General features: G+C 61.3%; 13 protein-coding genes. 11 read left to right on the forward strand and 2 right to left on the reverse strand.

Translation table 11 applies throughout. From position 1 onward, the window contains the following. Positions 1-425 (reverse strand): universal stress protein (locus WCA85_RS32075; RefSeq protein WP_424069237.1); only part of this gene is annotated, 425 nt, incomplete at its 3' end. 338 nt (positions 426-763) lie between these two features. Here WCA85_RS32075 and WCA85_RS32080 point away from each other — a divergent pair. The 3 genes from WCA85_RS32080 (at position 764) to WCA85_RS32090 (ending at position 3,579) form a co-directional block, all read left to right on the forward strand. Further along, positions 764-1,453: a FadR/GntR family transcriptional regulator gene (locus WCA85_RS32080; protein WP_424069239.1), complete on the forward strand. Its 690-nt coding sequence runs from the start codon at positions 764-766 to the stop codon at positions 1,451-1,453. Between the two features lie 145 nt (positions 1,454-1,598). Beyond that, the gene (locus tag WCA85_RS32085) at positions 1,599-3,107 is read left to right on the forward strand and encodes an MFS transporter (RefSeq protein ID WP_424069259.1); all 1,509 of its coding nucleotides are present in this window, start codon (positions 1,599-1,601) and stop codon (positions 3,105-3,107) included. Positions 3,108-3,249: 142 nt separating this feature from the next. Continuing rightward, on the forward strand, positions 3,250-3,579 hold the full coding sequence (locus WCA85_RS32090; RefSeq protein WP_424069241.1) for an XRE family transcriptional regulator: 330 nt from the start codon (positions 3,250-3,252) through the stop codon (positions 3,577-3,579). Here the strand turns inward: WCA85_RS32090 and WCA85_RS32095 are convergent. Continuing rightward, positions 3,563-4,267 (reverse strand): helix-turn-helix transcriptional regulator, encoded by a 705-nt coding sequence (locus tag WCA85_RS32095; protein ID WP_424069261.1) that lies wholly within the window; start codon positions 4,265-4,267, stop codon positions 3,563-3,565. The genes WCA85_RS32090 and WCA85_RS32095 overlap by 17 nt on opposite strands. A gap of 904 nt (positions 4,268-5,171) precedes the next feature. Here WCA85_RS32095 and WCA85_RS32100 point away from each other — a divergent pair. The 8 genes from WCA85_RS32100 to WCA85_RS32135 all read left to right on the forward strand — a co-directional run bounded on the left by WCA85_RS32100 (position 5,172) and on the right by WCA85_RS32135 (position 14,217). Further along, positions 5,172-6,116, forward strand: a complete 945-nt coding sequence (locus tag WCA85_RS32100; protein ID WP_424069243.1) for a dihydrodipicolinate synthase family protein — start codon at positions 5,172-5,174, stop codon at positions 6,114-6,116. 112 nt (positions 6,117-6,228) lie between these two features. Beyond that, entirely contained in the window at positions 6,229-7,809 is a 1,581-nt protein-coding gene (locus tag WCA85_RS32105) for an aldehyde dehydrogenase (NADP(+)) (protein ID WP_424069245.1), read from the forward strand. Between the two features lie 190 nt (positions 7,810-7,999). Beyond that, a complete protein-coding gene (locus tag WCA85_RS32110) occupies positions 8,000-8,641 on the forward strand; it encodes an MFS transporter (protein ID WP_424069246.1) in 642 nt (213 codons plus the stop codon). 63 nt (positions 8,642-8,704) lie between these two features. Beyond that, on the forward strand, positions 8,705-9,637 hold the full coding sequence (locus WCA85_RS32115) for an SMP-30/gluconolactonase/LRE family protein (protein ID WP_424069248.1): 933 nt from the start codon (positions 8,705-8,707) through the stop codon (positions 9,635-9,637). Between the two features lie 357 nt (positions 9,638-9,994). After that, positions 9,995-11,173 (forward strand): extracellular solute-binding protein, encoded by a 1,179-nt coding sequence (locus WCA85_RS32120; RefSeq protein ID WP_424069250.1) that lies wholly within the window; start codon positions 9,995-9,997, stop codon positions 11,171-11,173. 133 nt (positions 11,174-11,306) lie between these two features. Further along, entirely contained in the window at positions 11,307-12,386 is a 1,080-nt protein-coding gene (locus WCA85_RS32125) for an ABC transporter ATP-binding protein (RefSeq protein WP_424069252.1), read from the forward strand. Further along, positions 12,383-13,261 (forward strand): ABC transporter permease, encoded by an 879-nt coding sequence (locus tag WCA85_RS32130; RefSeq protein ID WP_424069255.1) that lies wholly within the window; start codon positions 12,383-12,385, stop codon positions 13,259-13,261. Before WCA85_RS32125 ends, WCA85_RS32130 begins: the two co-directional genes overlap by 4 nt. Further along, the gene (locus WCA85_RS32135; protein WP_424069257.1) at positions 13,261-14,217 is read left to right on the forward strand and encodes an ABC transporter permease; all 957 of its coding nucleotides are present in this window, start codon (positions 13,261-13,263) and stop codon (positions 14,215-14,217) included. The genes WCA85_RS32130 and WCA85_RS32135 overlap by 1 nt, the downstream gene beginning before the upstream one ends. The last annotated feature ends 233 nt before the right edge of the window (positions 14,218-14,450 follow it).

The following is a 14,450-nucleotide window of genomic DNA, read 5'->3' on the forward strand; positions in this document are numbered from 1 at the left end:
AGGACCGGCAACGCGGCCTGCCGGACACACCGTTCGGCGACGCTGCCGAGGAAAAGCCGTTGAACCCCACGGCGGCCGTGCGTGCCCATGACAAGCAGATCCGCGTTGAATGCGGCGGCGGCTTTCAGGACGACCGCCGACACGTCGTCGGTGGGCGACGCTTCCCCGACTGCCAGCTCGCCTGCGACGCCCTTTGCGCGCATCGCCTGCGTGAGTTCGTTGCCGAGTTCCTTACCCTGCTCGATGAGCCGATCGCGCAGGATGGACGGGTCATAACCCGGCGCGTCGAAGTACATGGGCGAGTTTTCGACCACGTAAAACGGTTGTAGTTCGGCGCCCTGCGAACTGGCCAGACTCAGGGCGGCTTCGAACGCGCGGCGCGAGGTGTTGCTGCCGTCGACCGCTACGAGGATACGTTTGTACATATGAGACTCCACGTTGGAAGGGTTCTGACATCGCAATCAACTTGACCGGTTGCGCCTCTTTGGGCGCAGATGAAGTTGTCCACAGCGGAGCTTTTGGGGGCGCTCAAGAGGCAACTTGTAACCGAAGTCAGCTTAAATGATCCCGGAAAGAGTCGAATGTTTCCAGGATGTAAATCAAACGCTTGTCAAATTTCGTCAACTGGGGTCATAGTGTCACAGCGCCGCCCGGTGGGCGTTTGCGCGCATTAACTGTCCAAATGCCCACTATTCGGACAATTGAGCCGCATTGTTTGCCTTACAATCGTGTCCTATTCTGACAAGCTTAATTCTCATCGATGATGAACGAGCGCAAATCGACCGGCTTGCCGGACAAGATCTACAGCGACATCCTGAACCGCATTCTCGAAGGCGAGTACAAGGAGGGTGAACGGTTACCCACCGAGCACGCTCTCGCCGACCGCTTCGAGACTTCGCGGCCCACGGTGCGTGAAGCGCTGGCGCGCCTGCGCGCTGACGGCATCATCGTTACGCGGCATGGTTCCGGTACGACGGTGGCACGCCGGCCCGACCCGGATGTGCGCCGCTTTGCCCCGCTCGAAACCCTGTCCGATATTCGCCGCTGCTACGAATTTCGCATCGTCACCGAGGCAGGCGCCGCCGCGCTGGCAGCCGAGAAAGCCGAGCCCGAAGACATCGCCGACATCCAGCACGCGTGGGACGAACTGGAGCGCATCGTCGAGACCCAGGGCATCGGCGCGAAGGACGACTTCTCGTTTCACCTTGCCGTGGCGCGAGCGTCGAAGAATCCGTTTTTCATCACTGTGATGTCGTTCATCGAAGAGCAGATCGTCTTCAGCATGAACCTGTCGCGCAACCTCTCGCTCGTGAAGACGCTGGAACGCCAGCGTCTCGTGCAGGCCGAGCACCTGGCGGTGCTCGAAGCGATCCGCAAGAAGGATTGCCAGGCCGCTGGGCACGCAATGCGCACGCACCTCGAAAACGCGCTTGTGCGCATGTTCGGTTCCTGAGTTCTTCCGCCTGCCGGGCCGCGTTTAACGCGGCCCGCTTTGTTTAACCCGTCTGACCTGGTGTCTGGCGTTCTTGCGCGCCACGCGGCGTTGCCTTGAAGTGAACTCCTCCCGTCCCCTGCCTTTCCGTGATGCGTTGCTGGCCATGCTCGGCATCGCGCTTGTCAACATGCTGGTGGCGCTTGACCAGACCGTGGTCAGCACGGCGTTACCGTCGATCGTTTCCGAATTGCGTGGCTTTGAGTACTACGCGTGGATCGCGAGCGCCTATTTGCTGGCCTCGGTAGTGACGGTGCCGGTGTTCGGCCGGCTGGGTGACTACTTCGGCCGCAAGCGCTTTGTGATCGCCGCGGTGATCGTCTTTACGCTCGCCTCGCTGTTGTGTGGCGTCGCGCCCAGCATGCCGTTTCTGGTGATGGCGCGCGGCCTGCAAGGGGTGGGCGGCGGGATGATGGTAGGCACCGCTTTCGCCTCGATTCCCGACCTGTTTCCCGACGCCCGGGCGCGTGTGCGCTGGCAGGTGATCATGGCAGCCGCGTACGGCATCGGCACGGCGGCGGGGCCTTCGCTGGGCGGCTGGCTCAGTCAGCAATTCGGCTGGCGCTCGACCTTCCTCGTGAATCTGCCGGTGGGCGCGCTCGCGCTGTACTTCATCTGGGCGCACCTGCCGAATTACCGACGCGCGGTGAGTGGCGAGGTACGGATCGACTGGACGGGCGCGGTGCTGGTGGCGTTAGTGTTGGGCGGCCTGCAGACCTTTATCGAAGCAGTGCCCAAGTCCGGGCTAACGGGCGCGAATCTGCTGCTGGCGGCGCTCGTGGTGATCGGCGCCGGGGCGTTGCTGGTCTGCGAGCGGCGCGCGACCCATCCGATGATTCCGCTCGACCTGTTCAGGGACGGCCAACTGGTGACGCTGTTCACGCTCTCGCTGCTGTCCGGCTTCGTGATGTTCTCGCTGATCTTCTTTGCGCCGCTGCTGCTGCAAGGCGGCTTCGGCTTGACCCCGCAGCAGGCGGGGCTACTGGCCACGCCGATCGCCGCCTGTATCGCGCTCGGCAGCATGATCAACACGCGCATCGTGATTCATATGCCGAAGCCCACGCTGATTTTGTCGATCGGTTTTGGGCTGCTGGTGATCGCGTCGGTGGGAATTGCGCTGGCGACGCCCGCCACACCGCATCTGTACCTCGAACTGGCGATGGGCGCGGTCGGCACGGGGCTTGGTTTCATTCTTAACAACCTGAACGTGTTCGCCCAGGAGATCGCCGGACGTGAGCGGTTCGGCATCACGACAGCCCTGTTGCAGTCCACGCGGATGGTGGGGGGCATGCTCGGCACCAGCATCGTGGCCACGATCATCAACCGGCGCTACGAGGCGGGCGTGGCCGATTCATTGCGGGTGCTAGGCGAGCCCGTTGCCTCGGTGTGGCTCCCCAAGCTGTCGGACCCGCGCATTCTGATCGACCCGAGCCTGCGCGATACGCTACTTGGCGAACTGAACCGGGCAGGGCTCGCGGGGCCGGCGCTCGTGGAAGCAGCGCGCCAGGTGCTGGTGCAATCCATTCATATCGGCGTGGTACTCACCGGTGGCGCCGCGCTGGTTGCGGCCTTCATGGTGCGCAGGATCTCGCAGATCACTTTCAGGCGCAGCTAGCCGGATTTCCCCGGTCTCTCCCGGCTAAACGGGATATGCAGGTTGAATCGAAATTGCACCTACCTACCTGGATAGGTGTGTCCGATTTGCGGGTCCCGCAAAATTCAGACAAATAATCACCATTCAACCCGAGAGACTGATCATGGAATTACTCGAAAATCATTGGAAAGCCCCGTTCGGTATTCAAAACCGGACTGCCGAGGATTCGGAAGAAGCCTTGCCCGCAGTGGATCGGCACCTGATCATTGCCTTTCGTAAAACAAAAAAGGAAAGCCAGCGCCGTTTCTGGGCACGCTTTGGCGTGACGCAATCGCGTGGAAGCCGCTTTGAATCCGGTGCTGAAATTCCGCCGCCGGTTTCAATCCTGCTCGGGCTTTACCTGACGAAAACGATTTCAGATAGCGATTTAGGACGGGCAGAGCGGGTGATTTACAGCAAGGAAGCCGCCGCTTTGCTTAACCCGGGTCAATAAGACCGAGTTGCGCTGCTATCACCGCTGCCGCGCGCCGCGAAGTCACACCAAATTTTGCCCGGATATTCTTGACGTGGAAGTTCACTGCCGCTTCCGAGCAACTGAGGATATGGGAAATTTCCCAGGTGGATTTGCCGCGCGCGGTCCAGTTCAGGCATTCGCGCTCGCGCGGCGTCAACTGCGGCACGCGCGACTGCATATGCGTGTGGACGTGCTGTCGGCCCGTATCGATCACCAGATCGCGTAGCAGCACGAGGTTGGGCAGCACGGTATCGATCTGCATCCAGAACGCGTCAGTGGGCTTGAAGTTGTTAGCGACGCACAGCATACCGGCTTCTTGTTGCGGCCCGTGGATGGGCAGCGACACACCCGAGCGCAAGCCATGCAGGCAGGCTGCCTCGTAGAGCGCCCGCTGGGCGCGCGTGGCAAACAGTTCTGGTGACCAGATGAGTGGCGTGGAGCGCGTCAGGCAGTGGGTGACCGTTGGGTCAATGTTCGCGAACCCCTGTGTTTCGTAAATCTGCCGCCATGCGGGCGAATACGTGCTACGCAGATAAGCGTCTTCCAGACGCATGCCGGGGCGCGGCAACATGGCGACGAGAACCCGGTCGAAACCCCATGTATCGGCAAGACGGGTTACTGCGTTAAACCACGCCGCTTCGTCTGGAGCGTCCAGTAGTGGCGACATTTGTTCGATAAAATGCAGCGACACTTTTGTATTCTCCGTCGCAGCGGCCCGGCTGCGGGTGACGCCGGCGCGAACTCGCGACCGGCATGGTATTGGACTGCAATTTATCATCATTTATTGCCGTTGACTAAAAATACAAAGTTACACTGGTAATTGGGTCCCACGGTATTTGAGTCAGCGCGCTGGAAACAAATCAAAAATAACCGCAATTGGCCAAAATTTGCCTAATCTGGATCTCTTTTGTAAGGCCAATGCGGCTGTGTAAGGCTTCGAATCAATTGTTAAATTGGCGCCAGGCAATGTTTCCGGGTGGCTTAACAATTTCGCCGCAGACGGTTTCCCGTATGCAAGGGCGGAATGTTTCAGCGAGTATGCGCAGTATTAATCCACAAACGGCTAGCACAGTCCGGTATGCGGGTTTGGCCGTGCGTCCCACTGTGAGCCCACCCACCCGCCCTGACTAAAATATTTCATACGGGCCGTGATTGCCGTGCAGATTTTTAACCTGTCTAGTCAACCAGGAAAATTCCACTTGCCACGCGACGGCACCCTGTAGGTGCAGTTTCCCTGCGCCACCCCTTGACCTGGCCGCCTGAACAGAAGGCAGAGCCGTGGAGCAGGGCGGATGGGTCTGTCCAAAGGGGCGGAATCTGGATCCCAATTGGCCCACGCCCTTGCCGCTTCGTGAGATGTTGTCAAACGAAAACCGGACAACCGCTTCGCCTCGCGGGACCGCCGAATGGTCCCAATAATACGGGGAAGACCCTGAATTGAAAGATTTCTTGTGTTCGGCGCAGGCAGGGGTCAAAACGGTTCGATCGGGCAAAACCTCAAATGTTGTTTGACAACATTGGCGACGAAGTGCTACCTTGGCATCAATTCTTCGATACCGTTCAGAGGTGCCATGAAAGTCTCTCCCATCCTCGACAGCGAGTTCTCCGCCACCGTCATGGCTGTGCCGCCGCTGGCCCGACGCGCCGACTACTCGCTCGACGCCGCGGAAAACCAGAAGCTGATCCAGCACATCGAGGCAGGCGGCGTGCGCACCTTGCTGTACGGCGGCAATGCCAACCTGTATCACGTCGCGGTGAGCGAATACCGTGAATTGCTCGATATGCTCGCCGAGAGCGCCGGCCCGGACACCCGGGTGATTCCGGCCATCGGCCCGGACTACGGCAAGATGCTTGATCAGGCGCGCATCCTCGCGCAGACCGAGTACCGCACTGCCATGGTGCTCCCGCTCGCCGGCTTCACGACCTCGGAAGGGGTCGAAGCAGGCCTCAAGCGTATCGTCGACGCAGCCGGCATTCCGCTCACGCTCTACATCAAGAGCGAGAACTACGTGGACGTGGACACGCTGGCCCGTCTCGTGGACAGCGGCACGTTGCTCGCAGTGAAGTACGCCATCGTGCGTGAAGATCCCTCCAATGACGACTACCTGCGCCGCCTGCTGCAAAGCGTGCCGGCTGCCAAGGTGGTGTCCGGTATGGGCGAGCGTCCGGCCATCGTGCATGTGCGCGATTTCGGCCTCGCGGCCTGGACCACCGGTTCGGGTTGCATCGCCTCGCACGCCGTGACAGCGTTGCTGCACGCCATCAAAGCTGGTCACATAGACGAAGCGCAGCGCCTCTACAATGTCTTCATGCCGCTCGAAACCTTGCGCGACGATATCTCGCTGATCCGCGTGCTGCACGACGCCGTGACGTTCTCGAAGATCGCCGATATGGGTCCGATGCTGCCGCTGCTCAGTTCGAGCCCGCAAGAGCATCATGCGAGTATCGACAGCGCGACCCAGACGCTGCTCGCATTCGAACGTCAGTTCGCAGCGGAAGCCTCGCCGGCGCATTGATGGGCGCTTTTTGACGACGCTTGCTGGTTGACAGCGCCGTTTCCCGGTTTGCTTGCAAAGCTGCACGGCCAGGCATCCGCCTGGCCGTGTGGCGTTCCACAGGAGTGACAAGATGCAGATTAACGGAGACATGTTGATCGGTGGTTCCGCGGTTCACGGAGCCAAGGGCACGCTGCGCGCGTTCGACCCGGTCCACAACACTGAAATCGAACCCGCGTTTGGCGCGGGTAGCGCGGCGGATGTCGAGCGGGCCTGCGAACTCGCAGCCCAGGCCTTCGACCCGTATCGCCAGACCTCGCTCGAGACGCGCGCACGCTTTCTCGAAGCCATCGCCGAAAACATCGTTGCATTGGGCGACGCGCTGATCGAGCGTGCGCATATCGAATCCGCGCTGCCGAAGCCGCGTCTCGAAGGCGAGCGCGGCCGCACGGTGGGCCAGCTCAAGCTGTTCGCTTCGCTCGTGCGTGAAGGCCGGTGGCTGACGGCGACGCTAGATTCCGCGTTGCCGGAACGCAAGCCGCTGCCGCGTTCGGACCTGCGTCTGCAGAAGATTCCGGTAGGGCCGGTCGCCGTGTTCGGCGCGAGCAATTTCCCGCTGGCGTTTTCTGTCGCCGGTGGCGATACGGCGTCGGCACTGGCGGCGGGCTGTCCTGTGGTGGTCAAGGCGCATCCGGCGCATCTGGGCACCTCCGAGCTGGTCGGTCGCGCCATCCAGAAGGCGGTTGCTGACAGCGGCTTGCCTGAAGGCGTGTTCTCGCTCGTGATCGGCGCGGGCAACGAAACCGGCGAAGCGCTCGTCAAGCATCCGGCTATCAAGTCGGTGGGCTTTACCGGCTCGCGTCGTGGCGGCCTTGCACTGGTTGAGATTGCCTCGAAGCGTCGCGAACCGATTCCGGTGTTCGCCGAAATGAGCAGCATCAATCCGTTCTTCGTGCTGCCTGGTGCATTGGCGAAGCGCGCTGAATCGCTCGCCAACGCGTTGATCGATTCGGTCACGCTCGGCGTCGGCCAGTTCTGCACGAACCCGGGTCTTGTGCTGGTGCTCGAAGGTCCGCATACGCGCGGCTTTATCGACGCGGCGGCACAAGCCCTGGCGAAGAAGGGCGCGCAGACCATGTTGACCGCGGGCATCGCCACGGCCTACCAGAACGGTATTGCGCAGCGCGGTGAGCAAGCCGGCGTGCAAAGCGTCGCCCAAGGTGCGACGACAGAAGCGGCCTGCGCCGCCCTGCCTGTGCTGTTCGAAACGAACGCCGCGCATTTCCTCGCGACTCCGCAACTCGAAGACGAAATCTTCGGACCGACCTCGTTGTTCGTGACGTGTGCCGACGTCGAAGAAATGATCAAGGTGGCCGAGCATCTCGAAGGACAACTGACGGCTACGTTGCAGCTCGAATCTGAAGACTACGCGCTGGCGCGGCAACTGCTGCCAACGCTCGAACGCAAGGTAGGCCGGATTCTCGCGAACGGTTTTCCGACTGGCGTTGAAGTCTCGTATGCGATGGTCCACGGCGGTCCGTTCCCGGCCACTTCGGATTCCCGCGCGACTTCGGTTGGCGCGACGGCGATCGAGCGCTTCCTGCGTCCGGTGTGCTATCAGGATCTGCCTGCGGAACTGCTGCCGGAAGCCCTGCACGACGACAATCCGCTGAAGCTCTGGCGTCTGCGCGACGGCAAGCTCGGACAGGAATAAACCTCGCGTTGCCTGTTGGTGCGCCTTGGGTTTGTCCCCTGGGCGCATCTGCAAGCGCATCACCCGAGGTGTAGCCCCGAGGTGTATCCCCTCACGCCGCGCACTACGGCGTATCAGTTCACACAAGAAGAAACCGGGCGAGTGCAGCGCCCCGCATCCGATCAACTACCCTGTTGAATGGGAGACAGAGATGGCCGGCCGATATCGGTGGGTGGTGGCGGCGTTGCTGTTCGTCGCAGGCATGCTGAATTATCTGGATCGCGCCGCGCTCTCTGTGGCCGCACCGTTCATCAAGTCGGACCTCAAGCTCGGCCCCGCCGACATGGGTCTGCTCTTTAGCAGCTTCTTTATCGGCTACTGCGTGTTCTGCTTCGTAGGCGGCTATGCGTCGGACCGCATCGGTCCAAAGCGCGTATTCGGACTCGCCGCCGGGCTGTGGTCCGTATTCTGCGGCGCCACCGCGTTCGTCACCGGCTTTGGACAACTGATCTTCTTTCGCATCCTGTTCGGCATCGGCGAAGGGCCGATGGGCTCGACCACCAACAAGACCATCAACAACTGGTTTCCGCGTCGCGAAGCTGGGCGCGTTGTCGGCCTGACCAACGCGGGTCAGCCGCTCGGCGGCGCAATTGCTGCGCCGATTGTGGGACTGGTGGCAGTCGCCTTCGGCTGGCGCGTGTCGTTTGTCGTGATCGCGCTGCTGGGCATTACGTGGCTGATCGCGTGGCAGTTGCTCTTCAAGGATGAACCGCTCGAGCATCCGCGCGTATGCTTCAAACGCGACCAACGCCACATTGCGCGCTCCGTGAGTGACCGAGCGCAAAGCGCATGAAAATATAGACCCTTGCGGCAACCCAGCGCATCACGCCGCAAAGACAACAACATAGGACTAGGCATGACTGACATCAACCGACGCTATCCCGATCCCGCTGTCCGCATTCTCGATCCGCGTTTCAAGGCGTTACGCCTCGCGTCGGCTTCGGTCGAATGCCTGTATCAGGACGCGCGCTGGTCGGAAGGACCGGTGTGGTTCGGCGACGGGCGCTATCTGCTATGGAGCGACATTCCAAACAACCGCATCCTGCGCTGGGACGAAGTGAGCGGTGCGGTGACGCCGTTTCGCCAGCCGTCCAACAACGCTAACGGTCATACGCGTGATCGCGAAGGGCGGCTCGTGAGTTGCGAGCACCTGACGCGGCGCGTCACGCGTACGGAATACGACGGCACCATCACCGTGCTGGCGGATCGTTACAACGGCAAGCGCCTCAACTCGCCGAACGATGTGATCGTGAAGTCCGACGGATCGATCTGGTTCAGCGATCCGACCTTCGGCATCGACGGCTTTTACGAGGGCGAACAGCAGGAGTCGGAGTTGCCGGCCTGCGTGTATCGCGTGGATGGGCAGACTGGCGAGGTCACGATGGTGATCGACGATGTGCTGGGACCGAACGGTCTCGCCTTCTCGCCGGATGAGTCGATTCTTTACGTGGTCGAGTCACGCAGCGAGCCGCGCAAGATCCGTGCTTTCGACGTGAAGGACGGCGCGCTGTCGAATAACCGCGTGCTGATCGACGCCGGTCCTGGGACCCCGGATGGCTTTCGCGTCGATATCCAGGGCAATCTGTGGTGCGGCTGGGGTATGGGCACCGACGAACTCGACGGCGTGCGTGTCTTCACGCCGCAAGGTGAGGCGATCGGCCATATCGCGCTGCCCGAGCGCTGCGCGAACGTCTGTTTTGGCGGGCTGCATCGCAATCGCCTGTTCATGGCGGCGAGCCATGGCTTGTACTCGCTCTATGTGAACACTCAGGGCCTGAAGGGCGGCTGACAGGAAGAGGAAGACAACGCGGAAAGCGACATGGAAAACAACGCGGAAAGCCACGAGAAAAGCAGTGTGGCGCGTATGCAGGTGTGGACTCACGTCCGTACCCTTATGCACAACGTTGTCTAACAAGTGGCGAATCAAATCTCACCGTCAGATTCGGGTTTGCCCTTGGGAATTTTCCACGGACGCTTTGTATCAAAAGGCTTTCAGCGCGATTTAAAGCGTTCCCGGGTTGCTGCCTGAGCCGTATCATTTGCTTGACATCAACAGTTCGCGTTCGTTATGTTCCATTGAGCGATACGGACCGCCCACACCGCGATTCGACCGGCGGACCTCCATACCAAGAAGCGAGGAGATGCGATGAGATTTTCTGGCAGCCTGTCGGTCAAGGTAGCGGGTCTGTGTGTGGCGGTGGGTGCGGGCTTGGGCGCGACGTTTGCATCGCCCGCGTATGCCGATCCGGTCGCGCTGAATATCGTTGACGTCGCCGGTGATCTGCAATTGACGCAAAAGGGCTTTGAGGCGTTCAAGGCGAAGTATCCGAATCTAGTGGGCAACATCACTTACACGAATGCCCCTGCGCCGCAACTGCCTGGCAAGATCAAGGCAATGCAAGCCGCCGGTCGCTCCGATATCGATCTGGTGCTGACTGGCACCGATGCGCTCGCTGCGGGCATCGAACAGAACCTCTGGATCAAACTGCTGCCGGATCAGGCAGCCGCCTTCCCCGGCGTGCTCGACAAATACGCGCCCGGTCCGCGCAAGATGCAGGACCTGGCTCAAGGTTACGGGCTCGAAGTCGCCTATATGCCGGCGGGTCCGCTTCTCGAATACAACCCTGCCAAAGTCAGCGATCCGCCTAAGACCCCCGATCAACTGCTGCAATGGTGCAAGGCGCATCCGAACAAGCTGATCTATGCGCGGCCGGCGAACTCCGGTCCGGGCCGCACCTTCCTGATGGGTCTGCCCTATGTGCTGGGTGACAAGGACCCGCGCGATCCGATTCACGGCTGGGACAAAACCTGGGCATTCCTCAAGCAACTGAACGACTGCGTGCCGTATTACCCGGGCGGGACGTCGGCGGTGATGAAGGAATTGGGCGAGGGCACGCGTGACATGACGGTCACGGTGACTGGCTGGGACATCAATCCGCGCGCACTCGGTATCGTGCCCGCCGAGTTCAAGGTGCAGCCCTTCGACAACATGACGTGGGTGACGGACGCGCACTACATGGTGATTCCGAAGGGCGTGCCAAAGGAAAAACTCGAGGTGCTCTACAAGCTGATGAACTTCATGCTTGAGCCGGCGCAGCAAGCCCTCACCTTTGACGATGGGTATTTCTATCCCGGCCCGGCCATCAAGGGCGTCACTGTCGATCAGGCGCCCGCGCATAGTCAGGAAGTCTTGAAGAAGTACGGACGCCCTGAGTACGCACAAATGCTGGCGAGCCATCCGAGCGCGTTGCCGCTGGATGCCGCCGCGATGGTCGCCGCGTTCCAGAAGTGGGACCGCGATATCGGCGCGCAGAAGAGCCAGTAAGTCAGGACCGCTCGCACGGTTCGTCGGGGCCATGACCTCGGCGAACGCGGCGGGCGACAGCATTGTCACGGGTCCGTGCGGCAGCATCCGGGAAGTAGCAGGCCCATAGCACCGTCAGTATCAGGAAACCGCCATGAAGCATCATTTCGAACAGTTGCGACTCGACTCGGTGAGCCGCAGTTTCACGAATGCTGAAGGCAACGCTGTGGCCGCGCTGCAGGGCCTCGACCTGGATATCCGGCGCGGCGAGTTCATCGCCCTGCTTGGCCCCTCGGGGTGCGGCAAGTCTACGGCGCTCAATTGCATCGCCGGACTGCAACCGTTGACGGGCGGCGGCATCTGGCTCGACGATCAACGCATCGACGTCTTGCCGCCTGAAAAGCGCGGCTTCGGCATGGTGTTTCAGAACTACGCGCTGTTTCCTCATATGTCGGTGCTGGACAACGTGGGCTTTGGTCTGAAGATGCGCGGTGTCGCGAAGACCGAAGCCGTGCGCCGCGCGCGCGAAGCGCTGCAACTCGTACAACTGGTCGGCCATGAACGCAAGTTGCCGGGCCAGTTGTCCGGTGGCCAGCAGCAGCGTGTTGCGATTGCACGCGCCATCGTGATCGAACCGCCGCTCATTCTGATGGATGAACCGTTGTCGAATCTCGACACCAGGCTGCGCATCGAAATGCGTGCGGAGATTCGCCGGATTCATAGCCAGCTCGAACGCGCCACCCTCTACGTGACACACGATCAGGACGAAGCGCTGTCGATGGCTGATCGCATCGTCGTGATGAAAGAGGGTGTGGTGCAGCAGGTCGCCACACCAAAGGAAGTCTACGGACGCCCCAAGAATCTGCATGTGGCGCGCTTCATGGGCTATCGCAACGTAATGGAGTTCACGCTCGAAGGCACGCAAGGCGAGGCGGTGGCGGTGAACGCAAACGGTGTGCGATTGCTCGGCACGCCGATGCACGGCTTCGACAGCAAACGCGTGAGCGTGGCGCTGCGTCCTGAGGATATGGAGCGCAGCACGCCAGGTGCAGAGAACGCATTCGACGCCGATGTGACCACCGTCGAATACGGCGGCCGTGATTCGCTGATTCGTGTGAAGGCTGCGTTTGGTGACCTGTGGGCGCGCGTCGCCGGCGATTTCACCGAAGGCGAGCGCATTACGCTGCGCGTGCCGCCGGTGCGCACGCTCGTCTACAACGGTGAAGCGGCATGAATGCGCCCGCAATGACGCCGCCGGTCGCTCCGCGCGACGCTAAAGGCTGGCTGGTCGCTCCCGCGCTGATCTTTATCCTCGCGCTCTTCATCTATCCGTTTGCGTATGGTCTGGCGCTGTCGTTTCATCCCATGAACGGCGGCGGCGTGTGGGCGAACTATGTGACGTTCTTCACCGATACGTCGATGTGGCCCACCATCCTCGTCACGCTGAAGCTCGCGGTACCTGCGACGCTGATCAATGTGGGCGTGTCGATTCCGGTCGCATTCGCGCTGCGCCGCAACTCGCCGTATCAGAAGCTGGTGACGACGCTGCTCGTGATTCCCGTCACGCTTGGCACGGTGCTGATCGCCGACGGCATGCTGACGTACTTCGGCCCGAACGGCTGGTTCCCGCAAGCATTGCAGGGTCTGCACCTGTACACCGATGAAGTGCGGTTGACGCACAACTTCTGGGGCGTGCTGATTTCGCTGATTGTGTCAGGCTTTCCGTTCGCGTTTTTGCTGACGCTCTCCTACGTCACAGGGATCGACCCGACCCTCGCCAGCGCCGCGGCGACGCTCGGCGCGAGTCCGTGGCAGCAGTTTCGCCGCATCTATCTGCCGCTGCTAGTGCCGGGTCTGACGATGGCAGCATGTCTTTCGTTCGTGCAGGCGTTTTCGGTGTTTCCGTCGGCGGTGCTGCTTGGTGCGCCCGCCGGACCGACGCGCGTGATGTCGATTGCCGCCGCCGAAGCCGCGTTCGAAAACTACGATTACTCGCTCGCCTCCGCGATTGCCATGGTGATGGGCTTCGTGCAACTGGTGGTGGTGGCGGGCATGCTCGGCGCGCGCAGGTTCTTCTATAGCGGGCCAGTGACGGGAGGAAAGGGCTGATGACAACCGACCGTCACGCGACGCATCCGTGGCCCGCCAACGCGACGCCAACGCTCAACGGAGAGCCACAACGCAATAGCGCGGGCCGCAACGACGGCGCGCAGCCGGGCAAAGCCCTCAAGCAGCGCACGCCGCTGCCCGATCGCATCTGGAAGGTGCTGGTCTGGGGCGCGATGGCGTTTTTCCTCGTGAACGTGGTGCTGCTGATTGCGACGGTTGCGGTCAACTCAATCGCGACGCGCTGGTTCGGCACGCTGTTGCCGCAAGGCTTCACGCTTCATTGGTACGCGCAGGCATGGACCGACTTTCAGTTGGCGAGCGTGTTGTGGGTCACGGTTGAAGTCGTCGGTGCCGTGGTGATTCTCTCCGTGGTGCTCGGTGTACCGGCGGCATACGCGTTAGCGCGCGTGCAGTTTCCGGGCAAGCGTCTGGTGATGCTGGTGTTCCTGCTGCCGCTGATGGTGCCGCCTGTTACCTACGGTATCCCGATGGCCACGGTGATGTACAAGGTGGGGCTCGCCGGCACGCTGCCAGGCGTGATCCTTGCGAACCTCGTGCCCGCGTTGCCGTTCGTGATTCTTGTCATGACGCCGTTCATCGAACAGATCGATCCGAATCTGGAAGCCGCCGCGCGCATCTTCGGTGCGAATACTTTTCGCTATTTCCGTTACGTGCTGCTGCCGTTGCTGGTGCCGGGCATGCTCGCCGCGGGGCTGCTCGTGCTGGTGCGCACGATCGGCATGTTCGAACTGACATTCTTCACCGCCGGGCCGGGCACGCAAACGCTGGTCGTCGCGTTGTACTACGCTGTATTTTCAACCGGTGTGCGCGCGCCACAATCCATCGACGCGATGGCAATGATCTATATGGCGATCACTCTGGTGTGGGTGTTGATCGCGCTGCAATTCGTGAGTCCGACCCAGATCGTCTCACGCGTGAAGGAGCAGAAGCGCTGATGCTGGTTGAGTCACCGCGTGGGATACCGCGGTGGCTCAAGCGGAGCAGCGTGTTTATTAACGCGTCCTGTCGCAAGGACGCAGTTGGAGAGATGTTGTGACCAAGAGAAAGACCCCCGAAGAACTGCGCAGCCATCGCTGGTATGGCGTGAACGACCTGCGTTCGTTTGGCCATCGTTCGCGCACGGCGCAGATGGGCTACAGCCGCGAGGAATATGCGGGCAAGCCGGTGA

It is taken from the genome of Paraburkholderia sp. (assembly GCF_049581445.1).
Classification (GTDB): Bacteria; Pseudomonadota; Gammaproteobacteria; order Burkholderiales; family Burkholderiaceae; genus Paraburkholderia.

Coding starts and splice junctions, on each gene's coding strand:
- WCA85_RS32100 (WP_424069243.1), top strand. CDS start 5,172: ATGAAAGTCTCTCCCATCCTCGACAGCGAGTTCTCCGCCACCGTCATG.
- WCA85_RS32080 (WP_424069239.1), top strand. CDS start 764: ATGAACGAGCGCAAATCGACCGGCTTGCCGGACAAGATCTACAGCGAC.
- WCA85_RS32120 (WP_424069250.1), top strand. CDS start 9,995: ATGAGATTTTCTGGCAGCCTGTCGGTCAAGGTAGCGGGTCTGTGTGTG.
- WCA85_RS32095 (WP_424069261.1), bottom strand. CDS start 4,267: ATGTCGCCACTACTGGACGCTCCAGACGAAGCGGCGTGGTTTAACGCA.
- WCA85_RS32090 (WP_424069241.1), top strand. CDS start 3,250: ATGGAATTACTCGAAAATCATTGGAAAGCCCCGTTCGGTATTCAAAAC.
- WCA85_RS32130 (WP_424069255.1), top strand. CDS start 12,383: ATGAATGCGCCCGCAATGACGCCGCCGGTCGCTCCGCGCGACGCTAAA.
- WCA85_RS32125 (WP_424069252.1), top strand. CDS start 11,307: ATGAAGCATCATTTCGAACAGTTGCGACTCGACTCGGTGAGCCGCAGT.
- WCA85_RS32135 (WP_424069257.1), top strand. CDS start 13,261: ATGACAACCGACCGTCACGCGACGCATCCGTGGCCCGCCAACGCGACG.
- WCA85_RS32110 (WP_424069246.1), top strand. CDS start 8,000: ATGGCCGGCCGATATCGGTGGGTGGTGGCGGCGTTGCTGTTCGTCGCA.
- WCA85_RS32115 (WP_424069248.1), top strand. CDS start 8,705: ATGACTGACATCAACCGACGCTATCCCGATCCCGCTGTCCGCATTCTC.
- WCA85_RS32085 (WP_424069259.1), top strand. CDS start 1,599: ATGCTCGGCATCGCGCTTGTCAACATGCTGGTGGCGCTTGACCAGACC.
- WCA85_RS32105 (WP_424069245.1), top strand. CDS start 6,229: ATGCAGATTAACGGAGACATGTTGATCGGTGGTTCCGCGGTTCACGGA.